General features: G+C 58.1%; 9 protein-coding genes. All 9 read left to right on the top strand.

Annotated features, from left to right (window positions below):
- Positions 1 to 396: 396 nt before the first annotated feature.
- Positions 397 to 1,884: a mannitol dehydrogenase family protein gene (locus R84865_RS09030; protein WP_435631253.1), complete on the top strand. Its 1,488-nt coding sequence runs from the start codon at positions 397 to 399 to the stop codon at positions 1,882 to 1,884.
- Between the two features lie 249 nt (positions 1,885 to 2,133).
- Entirely contained in the window at positions 2,134 to 3,633 is a 1,500-nt protein-coding gene (xylB, locus tag R84865_RS09025) for a xylulokinase (protein WP_435639445.1), read from the top strand.
- Positions 3,634 to 4,180: 547 nt separating this feature from the next.
- Positions 4,181 to 5,131 carry a transaldolase gene (gene tal, locus R84865_RS09020; protein ID WP_435631255.1) on the top strand — a complete coding sequence of 317 codons (951 nt, stop codon included), beginning with the start codon at positions 4,181 to 4,183 and terminating at the stop codon, positions 5,129 to 5,131.
- 448 nt (positions 5,132 to 5,579) lie between these two features.
- Positions 5,580 to 6,992 (top strand): sugar porter family MFS transporter, encoded by a 1,413-nt coding sequence (locus R84865_RS09015; protein WP_435631256.1) that lies wholly within the window; start codon positions 5,580 to 5,582, stop codon positions 6,990 to 6,992.
- Between the two features lie 100 nt (positions 6,993 to 7,092).
- Positions 7,093 to 7,980, top strand: a complete 888-nt coding sequence (gene pdxY / locus R84865_RS09010; protein ID WP_435639444.1) for a pyridoxal kinase PdxY — start codon at positions 7,093 to 7,095, stop codon at positions 7,978 to 7,980.
- 125 nt (positions 7,981 to 8,105) lie between these two features.
- The gene (locus R84865_RS09005; RefSeq protein ID WP_435639443.1) at positions 8,106 to 9,260 is read left to right on the top strand and encodes a sigma-54 interaction domain-containing protein; all 1,155 of its coding nucleotides are present in this window, start codon (positions 8,106 to 8,108) and stop codon (positions 9,258 to 9,260) included.
- 377 nt (positions 9,261 to 9,637) lie between these two features.
- Positions 9,638 to 10,876: an SfnB family sulfur acquisition oxidoreductase gene (locus R84865_RS09000; protein ID WP_435639442.1), complete on the top strand. Its 1,239-nt coding sequence runs from the start codon at positions 9,638 to 9,640 to the stop codon at positions 10,874 to 10,876.
- A gap of 84 nt (positions 10,877 to 10,960) precedes the next feature.
- A complete protein-coding gene (locus R84865_RS08995; protein WP_435639441.1) occupies positions 10,961 to 12,340 on the top strand; it encodes an LLM class flavin-dependent oxidoreductase in 1,380 nt (459 codons plus the stop codon).
- A complete protein-coding gene (locus R84865_RS08990) occupies positions 12,337 to 13,194 on the top strand; it encodes a MetQ/NlpA family ABC transporter substrate-binding protein (protein WP_435639440.1) in 858 nt (285 codons plus the stop codon). Before R84865_RS08995 ends, R84865_RS08990 begins: the two co-directional genes overlap by 4 nt.
- The last annotated feature ends 1 nt before the right edge of the window (position 13,195 follow it).

Below are 13,195 nucleotides of genomic sequence, written 5' to 3'. Positions count from 1 at the left end.
AACGGTTGGCTGAGCCGCGCAGTGTTAAGGAGTATCTGCGCCGTCAGCAGTCATGATGGGCCTATGATGACAATTTTCCGTCTGAATGAACAGGGCGCGTGCGCAAGACCGTATAGATCGATCGCTCATGATACGCGGTTAAATGGCAGAACAGCCATATGCGCCATTGGTTGCATTGCATTGTGCGCCTGCATGATGACCATGTAACCCTGCTCAGCGCAGCTGACAACGTCTTCGCGCCATTCTTGTTTGGGCGTGAAGTCACGCAGCGCCAATAACGCTGGCAGACTCAGCGGCGCGGTTTACGCGCATTCATACTTACGCTGGCAAGCTCGATGATAAGGCTTGCCAGTGCTAGGCAACCGCACCCGCTACGGGATTTTGGAGAGGTCATTCATGCGCTATCTGAACAACGATATTCTCGCCACGCTCGCCAACCATCCCGATGTACAGCTTCCTACCTATGATCGCACCAAGCTCGAAGTCTCGATTGTTCACTTTGGGGTAGGCGGATTCCATCGCTCCCATCAGGCGATGTATCTGGATACCCTGATGTGTCAGAGCGAAGAAGCGCTGCAGTGGGGCATTTGCGGGGTCGGGCTGATGGAAAACGATCGCCGCATGCAAGAGGTGCTTGATCACCAGCAGGGGCTTTACACGCTGCTGATCAAAAAGCCTGACGGTGATATCGATGCACGCGTGATTGGCAGCCTGTGCGAGTATCTCTACGCGCCTGATGACCCCTTCGCGGTGGTCAAGCGTATGGCACACCCGAGTACCCGCATTGTGTCGCTGACCATTACCGAGGGTGGCTATAACTTCGATCCGGCGACGGCGCAGTTCGATTTCGATAATCCCAACGTGATCAGCGATCTCGACGGGTATCCGCAGCGCACTACCTTCGGGTTGATCTGCTCGGCACTGGATATTCGGCGCCAAGCGGGGTTGGAGCCCTTCACCGTGATGTCGTGTGACAACATCCACAACAATGGTGATATCGCGCGCAAAACATTTCTGGCCTTCGCCGAGCGAAAATCGAAAGCGCTGGCCGAGTGGATGGAACGGCACGTGAAGTTCCCCAACGCGATGGTCGACCGCATTACCCCCGCAACCACTGACGAGGACCGTCGGCTGGTGCGCGACAAGTTCGGTATCGAAGACGCCTGGCCGGTGGTGTGTGAGCCGTTCAAGCAGTGGGTGGTCGAGGACAGCTTCACTCAAGGGCGACCGGCCCTTGAGCAGGTGGGCGTGCAGTACGTCGATGACGTGGTGCCCTACGAGCTAATGAAGCTGCGACTGCTGAACTGCGGCCATCTGGCGATTGGCCTGCTGGGCTATCTGGCGGGATTCCGCTATGTCCACGATGTGTGCGATGACACCCTGTTTGTTGATTTTCTGAAGCGCTACATGGAGCGCGAGGCGTCGCCGACGCTGGCACCGGTGCCCGGCATTGATCTGAATGATTACCGCAATGAGTTGATTGAGCGCTTCGCCAACCCTCAGATTCGCGACACCCTGGCGCGGCTGTGCGCCGAGTCATCGGAGAAGCTGCCCAAGTGGCTGGTGCCGGTGATTCGCGATCAACTGGCGTCCGATGGCGAGTTGGAGATGTGCGCCATTATTGTGGCGGGCTGGGCGCGCTATGCCGAAGGTGTTGATGATCAGGGCGAGCAGTACGAGATTGTCGATCGTCAGAGCGACATGGTCTCGGCGATGGCTGGTCTGAACGAGTCCAAGCCTGACGCCTTCCTTAAAAACGTGCATTGGTTCGGTGATCTAGCCGAATACGAACGCTTCCATTCGCTTTATCTCGAGATGCTTGAGTCGCTGCACAGCAAGGGCGCGCGAGCGACCCTGGAAGCCTACGTGTATCGCGACCAGTAACCTTGCAGCGCGCGCTCGGCGTTCGGGCGCGCGCCGGTACATCGCTTATCGATAATGCTCAGAACAGCGCTGACTGATGCGCGCCTGTCGGAGGATGCTTCGGCGTCCATCCGCACTGCCTCGCTAGCGCCTCGTCAGACAGGCCCAACCGCTGGCGCTTTGCCGGCATATTCCATTTAGCTGATAGTGCCCGGATCTGGCGCAGGTTGGCGCATGGCATAACCACAACATAACGCGAAGGAAGGCAACATGTACGTCGGTGTGGACTGCGGTACGCAAAGTACCAAGGTAGTGATAATGAGCGCCGATTCGTTGTCGATTTTAGGCACATCAGCGGTAGCTCACTCGCTGGTGCAGGCCGACAATGGGCGCAGAGAGCAGCAGCCTGCGCAGTGGGTAAGCGCCTTCGAGCAAGCGCTGGCACAGGCACTCGACGCTGCCGGTGTGTCGGGCAAGCAGATAAAGGGCATGGGAGTATCCGGTCAGCAGCACGGCATGGTAGCGCTTGATGCCGAAGGGCAGCCGGTATATCCGGCCAAACTGTGGTGCGATACCGAGTCCGCGGCTGAAAACGCCGAATTGCTCGAACAGCTCGGCGGACCAGAGGGCGCGCTGGATAAGCTGGGCGTGGTGCTGCAAACCGGCTACACGGCGTCCAAGATTGCTTGGCTGCGCCGCCATCACCGCGCTGCTTACGACCGCATTCGCACGATCTTATTGCCGCATGACTATCTGAACTTCTATCTGACCGGCGAACGTGTCACGGAAGCGGGGGATGCCTCGGGAACAGGCTACTTCGATACGCGTTCGCGGCAATGGTCAGAGCGCGTGTTCACGCTGGTTGCGCCAGAATTGGATAGCGCGAAGGTGTTGCCCAAGCTGATCGAATCGCATCAGCCTGCCGGCTATGTGCTGCCCGATATCGCTGACCGCTTGGGCTTACCGCGCGACGTGGTGGTCTCAAGCGGCGGCGGCGATAACATGATGGCTGCCATCGGCACCGGAGCGATTAGCGCCGGTATTACCACCGTTAGTTTAGGAACGTCGGGAACGCTGTTTGGCTACAGCGATCAGCCGGTGATTACCCGCAACGGTTTGGCCGCCAATTTCTGCTCGTCGAGCGGCGGTTGGCTGCCGCTGGTATGCACCATGAACGTGACCTCGGCCACCACCCAAATTCGCACCATGCTAGGTATGTCGCTCAGCGAATTCAATCAGGCGGCCGCGACTGCCGAGCCGGGAGCGGGAGACATTACCTGCCTGCCGTTCTTCAATGGTGAGCGTGTTCCTGCGCTGCCTAATGCGACGGCCAGCTTCGATGGCATGTCGAGCTTTAACGCATCGCCGTCTAACGTTGCTCGCGCGGTCATGGAAGGAGCGACCTTTGGGCTACGCTACGGCCTGGACGCACTGCTTCCCGCCGAGCAGGAGGCGCCGCAGCATATTCGTCTGGTTGGCGGTGGAGCGAAAAGTGCGCTGTGGCGTCAGATGGTCAGCGATGTGATGAACTGCGAGTTGGTGTGTCCGCAAAGCCCTGAAGCAGCAGCGCTGGGTGCTGCGCTGCAAGCGCAGTGGTGTCGTGGTCGCCTAGCGGGTGCCACGGTGTCGCTGGAGGCGCTATGTGGTGAAGCGGTGCGCCTCGACGAATCGACCCGCAGCGTACCGCACGCCGAGCACAGCGCGCGCTATCGTGAGCTCTACCAGCGTTATCTGAAGGTGCTGCGCCAGCGCTATCCCGACGTGCCATGATTGAGCGCTGATGGTAGCGCGTGGGGCGATGCGGTGTTCTCTATCGGGATGTTGTGGTGGCGGTGCGCTATGCTTCTTGTGGTTAGTTCTTGGGGGCGCGTATTCAGGCAGCGGAGGGCTTGTGGCACAGGTTCGCGCTTATGGTAATAACGCTGTATCACTTAATTGCGGGGCAGGTGTTGATTATCGTGGGTATCGCCCGCAGTGATAGGAGTAATTGCCATTGAGTGTTGCTGAAGCGGCAGCGCCGATGCAAGCGCACGGCGTGTCTTCAGAGGGGTGGCAGCCAGGGTGTTGATGCGGAGGTGGTAAAAGAACGTGGTAAAAATACACAAATAGTGGCAAAGCGTTGCACAGAGCGAGCAACATCGCCGCTGATGCGGTAGGATGAGAATCCTCTTTTGCAGTGCTTCCTGTTTCGCGTCGGTATAGGGCCATTTGACCTGATTTGCCGACACTCAGCTCGAAGCGCAACTCGCATTAGGCAGCCGAGAGTACTAGGCCTCTCGGGCCGAACAGGTATTCGTACCTTAAACAGGAGACAGATATGACGACGCAGCTGGAAGGACTCAAGAAGTTCTCTAAAGTGGTTGCCGACACCGGCGATCTTGAAGCGATTAAGAAATATCAGCCGGTTGATGCCACCACCAACCCGTCACTGATTCTCAAAGCCTTCGATCTTCCCGGCTATAAAGAGCTGATCGACACTGTTGTGAAGGAAGCGGCTGCTGAAGAAACCGGTGAAGGCCAGATCGACCACATTATCGATCGTCTCTCGGTGGCAATGGGTACTGAAATCTCCAAGATCGTGCCTGGCCGTGTCTCTACCGAGGTGGCAGCGAAACTGTCCTACGACAAGGACGCTAGTATCGCTAAAGCGCGCAAGCTGATCGATCTGTACAAGAAAGCCGGCGTTTCGTCTGACAAGGTGTTGATCAAGCTGGCGTCTACCTGGGAAGGTATTCAGGCTGCCGAAATCCTCGAGAAGGAAGGCATTCAGTGTAACCTCACGCTGTTGTTCAGCGACGCTCAGGCGCGCGCCTGTTTCGAAGCCGGCGTTTTCCTGATCTCGCCGTTCGTTGGCCGCGTACTCGACTGGTACAAGAAGGAAACCGGCACCGAGTCCTACAGCGCTGACGAAGATCCGGGCGTGAAGTTCGTGCGCGGTGTCGCTAAATACGCCTCCGAGCGTGGTTACGAAACTATCGTGATGGGCGCCAGCTTCCGTAACACCGACGAGATTCTGGCGCTGGCCGGTCTGAACCGTCTGACCATCTCTCCTGCGCTGCTCGAAGAAATGAGCAATACCGAAGGTGAGGTTGAATCCGGTATCGCCACTGACGTGCAGAAAGTAGAGCGCGGCGATCGCATCACTGAAGCCGAGTTCCGCTGGCAGCACAGCGCTGATCCGATGGCGAACGACAAGCTCGCCGAAGGTATCCGCAACTTCGCCAAAGATACCGAAAAACTGGCTGAGCTGATCCGCCAGAAGCTGTAACGCTTGAGGCCCTGTCGCCATTTTGGCGGCAGAGGTCGCCTTGCATCACGGCTAACGCAACGGCCCCTGAGATGACTCAGGGGCCGTTTTTTTGTGCGCGCTGCGTACCCAGAATAGGTGGATGCTCGGCGTTTATTAAGCGTGGCGGTCTGGCGTGATGATCTATATCAACGTTATTTCCCGCTCGACTAACGAAGGTTTACTACTTTTTCACCGGTATTTTGGTGACACGTTATTAGTTATGAATAAACAGTGAGTTATAGAGGTGTTCTGCCAGTATCTAGCGGACAAAACAGCCACTTATATAAGTAAACTTACGTACTTGAACTTTGGTTGTATATCTCGCCGTCACGGCCTGTAGCATGCTGCGCTCGTTCAATTGCATAAGCATAAGTACATTTCGCACCTGACCCGACGTAGGCAGGTGGTCGGTAAAGGTCGTCTTACTATGAATACGAATTCTGTTTCTTCTGCCTCTGCCCGCAAAGGGCTAACGGGCGGAGCGCTGGTGGCCGTCATTTCGGTGATCGCCGCGCTGGGTGGTCTGCTGTTTGGCTACGACACGGGCATTATCGGGGTGGCGCTGCTGGGACTGGGCGATGATTTTCAGATTGGCGCGCAAAGCAAGGAACTGGTCACTTCCGCCATCGTCGCCGGGGCGCTGGTGGGCTGTATCGGCACTGGGCCTATCTCCGACCGTTTAGGTCGCCGCCGCGCTACGATGCTGGTAGGGCTGGTGTTTGTAATCGGCTCGCTGCTGTCAGCGGCAACGCCCTCCATTGCGGTGCTGATCTTCGCGCGCTTCCTGCTAGGGCTTGCCACCGGTAGCGCCAGTCAGATCATTCCGGTGTATATCGCCGAGGTAACGCCGCCCAAGTATCGCGGCACCATGGTGGTGATGTTCCAGTTCATGGTGGTGCTGGGCATCTGCTTCGCTTATCTATGGGGCTATATTCTGGGCCACGCGTGGCGCTGGATGTTCTTTCTTGGCGTGATCCCTGCGGCCATTCTGATGATCGGCATGATTGTGCTGCCGGAAAGCCCGCGCTGGCTGGTCAGCAAAAAGCGTAATGAAGAAGCGCTTGGGATTCTGACGCGTGTCCGTGGCGAAGAGGCATCGGCGCGCGACGAGTTAAAGGAAATCGAACAAGTCGCCAACCAGCCGCAGGGCAGCTGGAAGGACCTGCTATCGACCAAATGGCTGCGTCCGGCGGTCATCGTCGGTTTCGGTATCGCGATGTTTTCGCAGATTACCGGTAACAACGCGATTATCTACTACGCGCCTACCATTCTTCATGATGCAGGCTTCAGCGATACGGCCTCGGTACTGGCGCCGGCTGGTGGCGCAGTGTTGATTACCATCACCACGTTGGTGGGATCGCTGATTATCGATAAGGTAGGGCGTCGCCGCTATCTGCTGACGATGATTCCTGGCTCGGTGATCGCGCTGGTGATTCTGGGCTGGCTATTCCACGGCAGTACCGGCGACTTCAGCACCGCGCAACAGTCGCTGATCGTGGTCTGTCTGATTGCCTATCTGGCGCTTAACTGTGGCGGTTTCGGGGTGTGCATCTGGCTGATTATCTCGGAAGTTTTCCCGCTGTACGTGCGCAGCAAGGGGGCCAGCATCGGTGCCTTCAGCCACTGGGCATTCAACCTGATTGTCAGTCTTACCACGCTGTCGATGATTGCGCATATCGGGCTTAGCTACGCGATGTGGGTGTATGCGGTTATATCGGTACTGGCGGTGCTGTTCGTCATCTTTATGGTGCCAGAAACCTCGGGCCGTTCTCTGGAAGAAATTGAGAATGACCTACGCCACCATCGTTTCTTCCCTTCGAGCAAAAAACGTACGCACTGATCGCTTGTGTAAGCAGTGTTTCCAGCGCCTCTCGAGGGCTATACTCGACGGTCGCAGCCTTATGGCTGCGACCGTTTTTCGTTTTTCAGGGAGAATCATCGTGAGTGATGCAAGCGCGCCGTCTACGCCCGTGGTGCTATCGATCCAGTCGCATGTGGCCTACGGTCACGTCGGTAATTCGGCGGCGGTGTTTACGCTGCAGCGGCTGGGCATCGAAGTGGTGGCGGTCAACACGGTGCAGTTCTCCAACCATACTGGCTATGGCGAGTTTCGCGGTCAGGTATTTGCGGCCTCGCATATCGAGGATGTACTCGAAGGCTTGCGCGCACGCGGCGTGCTGGAGCAGTGCAGTGCGGTGCTGTCGGGGTATCAGGGCGATGCGGGCACTGGCGAGGCTATTCTCGACGTTGTCGCTGAAATTCGCCGCAGCCAGCCGGCCGCGCTCTATCTGTGCGACCCAGTGATGGGCGATGTCGGGCGTGGCATGTTCGTGCGTCCGGGAATCCCCGAATTCATGCAGCGTCGCGCAGTGCCTTGCGCCGATATCATTACGCCTAACCAGTTCGAATTCGAATACCTGATCGGTCGTTCGCTGGCCGATACCGGCGATGCCATTGCCGCTGCGCGCGACTTGCTACAGCGCGAACAGCAGCTTAGGCACGTAGTGATCACCAGTCTGGTAACGCCGGATGTTGCTGATAGCCGGTTGCGTACGCTGGCGGTGTCGCGTGATCAGGCGGGCTATGTAGAAGCCCCGCGCATTGTGCTCGAGCCGCTTCCCAATGGCATGGGCGATACCTTTTCGGCAGTGTTGCTGGGCGACTACCTGCGGCATCAGGATATTGGGCAGGCCTTGGTACATGCGACGGGCACCTTAACGGAGTTGTTGCAGCACACCCGCGCGGGCATGCGCGATCTACCGCTGATTGCGGCCCAGCAGCAGCTAGTAGCGCCGAGTGGACGCTATCACTTCAAGCTGGCCGAGTAGGGCAAGGAGAGAGATAAAGGTGGCATATGTTTCAGTGGAATAAAGCCATCGTTTTTTATTTCTTAATAAATAGGTCGCAGACAGTTCTAATAGACGGGTGTTGAGAATCCAACAGTGAGAGGATCATGGCCTACACCCGCGACGATCATTATTTTGGCATGGACGGAGCATCGCTGGCGCTAGACTCCGCTGCGCCCTCGACTCCGGCGCGCGGACGTGGCGAAGTGCTAGAGCTCAAACGCAGCCCTGATGGCCTGGCACCCCCCAGCATTCGTGCTACAGCGCTGGTCTTCAATGACCCGCGTTCACAGGCACTGGAAGAGCGTATCCAACGTTTTGCGCAGAGCGAAGCCAGCGTGCTGATTGTCGGGCAGACAGGCACCGGCAAAGAGCTGGTGGCACGTCACGTACATGCGTGCTCACGCCGTGCCAGTGGCCCTTTCGTGGCGATCAACTGTGCGGCGCTGCCTGAATCACTTGCCGACGCCGAGCTGTTCGGTCACGAACGCGGTGCTTTTACCGGTGCAAACGAGGCGCGCGCTGGCTATTTCGAAACGGCACATAAAGGCACGCTATTTCTCGATGAAATTGGTGATCTAAGCCTGCCCATGCAGATCAAGCTGCTGCGGGTGCTTCAGGAACGTTCAGTGGTGCGTTTGGGCGCCCGTGCACCGCGTCAACTGGACGTGCGTATTGTCGCTGCTACCAACGTGGATCTTGAGCGTGCAGTTGCGGCGGGGCGTTTTCGTGAAGACCTCTATTTCCGTCTTAATGTGGCGCGTCTGGATGTGCTGCCGCTTAGCAAACGCCCCGGCGATATCGATCCGCTGGTAGAACACTTCCTGCAGCTCTACGTGCAGCGCAGCAACCTTCCGCCCACTCGTCTGAGCAAAGCCGCGCGGCAAAGGCTCCACCTGTATGGATGGCCCGGCAACATTCGCGAGCTGGAAAACGCAATTCATCACGGGGTGCTGCTGGCCCGCGACGGTGTAATTGAAGCAGAAGACCTGATGCTGGCGGGCACAAGCCACCAGGGAGAAGACACCAGTACCCCTGGTGCCCAGCTTGAAAACGCGCTTGGGCAGCTGCTCAACGCATCTTCTAGCGCGTCGGATAGCGGCGGCGATGGTGGTACAGAAGGCGTGTTTGCTCAGGTACTTCACCAACTGGTCAGCCTTGCCATGCAGCGAACCGGCAATAATCAGGTGCAGGCCGCCAAACTGCTTGGTATCAGTCGCAACACGCTGCGCACTCAGCTTAGCCACTTCGGTTACCTGTAGCGTTTCGGCCCCGTTCGGCGCTGGCGTTCGACTGTTTCTCAGCGTGTCCCTCCAATGCCACACCAGCCCTCGCGGCTGGTGTTTTCGTTTATGCGGCAGTCACACTGGATCGCCCAAACCGCCCAAACCGCCCAAACCGCCCAAACCGCCCAAACCGCCCAAACCGCCCAAACCGCCCACGCCATCCATTGCCTGAAACGCTACTGTCTCGCTGCTGGATAACCAACGGTCTACCCATGTGAAAGGCGGTATTCCGACATTCGATCAGTGTTTCCTGCACATTAATCCTTTTAAATCAGTGTCTTGGGTGTTGGCGCGTGTTTTGCGTAATAGCAGATAACGTTGTTTATCGAATTCGACTTTGGCAGGAGTGTTCCATGTCCACGATATCAGCCGCTTCTTCCCCTCGTCATACCACCGCTCAGCGTATCGAGTCCGAGCAGCAAGCGCTCGAGGTTGCTCGTACGTTAGCCCAGCAGTTCGCGCAAGGCGCTGCGCAGCGAGATCGGCAGCGCGAAGCGCCGCTGGAAGAACTGGATGCCTACTCAGGCAGCGGTTTATGGGCGATTACTGTGCCACGCGAGTACGGAGGCATTGGCGCTTCCTGGCTCACGGTCGCGCGGCTGTTTACGGTGATTAGCCAAGCCGATCCATCGCTTGGTCAATTGGCGCAGAACCACTTTGGCTTCGTCGATGTGATTGCGCGCAACGGTAACGAAGCGCATAAGCGCGAACTCTTCGAGCTGATCTTGAACGGGGCGCGAATCGGCAATGCCCTTAGCGAAAAACGCAATCAGCGTGATCAGACGCAGCGTGAACATGTTGGCGTGTTCAAAACGCTGATTACCGTGCTGGATTCGAAACGTGCACGCGTGGATGGAACCAAGTTTTATTCGACCGGTGCGCTGTTCGCCGATTTGATTCCGGTGATGGCCACCAACGAAGTGGGAGGTGTTGAGGTTGCCATTTTTGACCGCGACACCGACGGCTTAACGGTAATCAATGACTGGAGCAGCTTCGGGCAGCGCACCACCTTCAGCGGTACGGTGGAAATCGACGGCGCTATCTTGCCGCGCTCGCGGGTACTGGCCGCTGAGATTCCCGGCGCAGCGTCGCCCAATGGCGCAGTCTCGCAGCTGCTGCAGGCCGCCATCGACCTGGGGATTGGCGAAGCAGCATTGGCCGATACGCTGGACTATCTGCGTCATCGCGCTCGGCCTTGGGTCGATAGCGGAGTGGAGAAGGCGACGGACGATCCGCTTACCTTATTGCGGGTGGGCCGTTTGGAAACCCAGCATGAAGCAGCCGACGCTTTGCTTGAGCGAGCGGCATTAGCGATTCAGCTAGCCGAGCACGAAGGATCAGACGCAAGCGTCGACAAGGCGTCGGTGACGGTGGCGAAAGCCAAGATCGCGACCACCGAGTTTGCGCTGGAGGCGGCCAATCGGCTGTTTGAGTTAAGCGGAACCAGCTCGACGCTCGACGAGTTCGGTTACGACCGTCATTGGCGCAATGCGCGAGTGCATACCCTGCATGACCCGGTGCGCTGGAAGCTGCATTTGGTAGGAAATTATTCGCTGAATGGCACACCGCCTAACCGCCACGCGTGGAACTGATCAGCGCTCCCATCAAGAGAGCGCCGCGCTAGGCAGGTACCAAGCCTAAGCCGACCATTGGTCGGTTGATCAAACGGAGAAGACATGGCGGGTTCGGAGATAGGGTTTAACGCGTTCGACATGAACTGCATCGTGCATCAGTCACCGGGATTGTGGCGCCATCCGCGTGACAAGTCGCGCGACTACAAACGTCTGGATTATTGGCTGAATTTGGCGAAAACCCTCGAGCGAGGGCGCTTCGATGCGCTGTTTATTGCTGATGTATTGGGCGTTTACGACGTGTTTCGCCATGGCCCGGAAGCAGCATTGCGGGGCGCAGTGCAGGTGCCGGTCAATGATCCGCTGCCGCTGGTGTCAGCGATGGCGACCGTGACCGAGCATTTGGGATTTGGCCTGACCGCGTCGCTGTCATTTGAGCATCCCTATCCCTTCGCGCGTCGCATCACTACGCTTGATCACCTCACCGAGGGCCGCATCGCGTGGAATATCGTCACTTCCTATCTCGAGAGCGGCGCGCGCAATCTCGGTGAGCAACGGCAACTCGATCACGATCAGCGCTACGACCTTGCCGAGGAGTATCTGGAGGTTTGCTACAAACTGTGGGAAGGCAGCTGGCAAGACAATGCAGTCATCAACGATGCCGCGCGCGGCATTTATACCGATCCTTCTCGAGTGCATGACATTGCGCATCACGGGCGCTTTTTCGACGTGCCCGGGTTTCACTTAGGGGAGCCATCCCCGCAGCGCACGCCGCTGCTGTTTCAGGCCGGAGCATCGCGTCGCGGTATCGCCTTCGCCGCGCGTAATGCCGAGTGCGTGTTTACCGCCGCGCCGTCGAAAACCGTATTGCGCAAGGTAGTTGAAGGGCTTCGCCAAGAAGCACAGCACGCCGGACGCGATCCTGCCGCGCTGAAGATATACAACCTGCACACGGTGATCGTCGATGACAGCGATGCTGAGGCGCAGGCGCGGTTGCACGACTACCAGCGCTATATCGATGAAGACGCCGCACTCACGCTGTTCTCAGGCTGGACGGGGCTGGATATGTCGCAGTATCAGCCGGATTCAGCGCTAACCCATGTGCATACCAACGCGATTCAGTCGGCGGTAGAAGCCTATTCGACAGCGGACCCCGACAAGGTCTGGACGCCCGCTGAAATCGCTCGCTGGGTAGGCATTGGCGGACAGGGGCCGGTCACGGTGGGCAGTGCCGAGCATGTCGCGGATGAGCTGGAGGAGTGGGTCGAGGAAACCGGTATCGATGGTTTCAATCTTGCCTATGCGGTGACGCCCGAAACCTTCGGAGCGGTGAGTGATCTGCTGGTGCCAGAGCTGACCAAACGCGGCCGCTATAAACGCCAGTATCGTCAAGGCAGCCTGCGTCACAAGCTGTTCGGCGCAGGTGATCGACTCAGCGCGCCGCATCCGGGCGCCGCGTTTCAGCGTGCGGGGGCAGTGTCATGAGGCGTCGATTACGTAACGTCGCTATGGCCTTCACGCTGATGGCGCTCAGCGGCGTTTTGAGCGTCTCCCAAGCGCTGGCGGCACCGCTGCGGATTGCCATCAACAGTGATCCCAAGGCAGATTCCGTGTATGCCGCTGTCGACGTAGCCAAGCGCGAAGGTCTCGACGTCAAGGTCGTCGAATTCACCGATTGGATAACGCCTAACACCGCGCTCGCCAACGATGACGTTGACCTGAACTACTTCCAGCATCGGCCGTTTCTGGCTAACGCCAACCAGCAGCAGGGTCTGTCGCTAGTGCCCATCGCTTTGGGTATCGAAGATAAAACCTGCCTGTATTCGACGCGCCACGCTTCGCTGGCGCAGATTCCTGAAGGCGGCAAGGCAGCGGTGGCCGACGATCCGGTTAATCAGGGGCGTGGTCTACTGCTGTATCAGCAGGCTGGCCTGATCAAGCTGCGCGACGGCGTGGGTGATCAAGGCACACTGCTCGATGTTGCTGAGAATCCTCGGCGGCTGTCGTTTGTCGAGATGCAAGGGCCGCAGCTGGCGCGCGCCATTCCCGATGTCGACGTGGCACAAAGCTACTCCATTCACGTTCGCGCCGCCCACACGATCGACCCTCAGCACTATTTGACCTGCAATGGCGATACCAGCGGCAAGTACGCGCTAGCCTTCGTGACGCGCCGCGACAATCGCGACGACCCGCGCATCGAAAAATTCATTCATATCTATCAGACAGCGCCGGAAGTACGCGCTGCACTGAAACGTTCCTATGGTTCCGAGCGTCTCTATCAACTGGCTTGGCAGCACCACACGCTAGGCCATGACCACTTATCCGAAGCAAACCAGTGAG

The sequence above is a fragment of the Carnimonas bestiolae genome, assembly GCF_051251145.1.
Classification (GTDB): Bacteria; Pseudomonadota; Gammaproteobacteria; order Pseudomonadales; family Halomonadaceae; genus Carnimonas; species Carnimonas bestiolae.
Note: the sequence above shows the minus strand (reverse complement) of the source record. Positions and strands in the feature narration are given on the sequence as shown.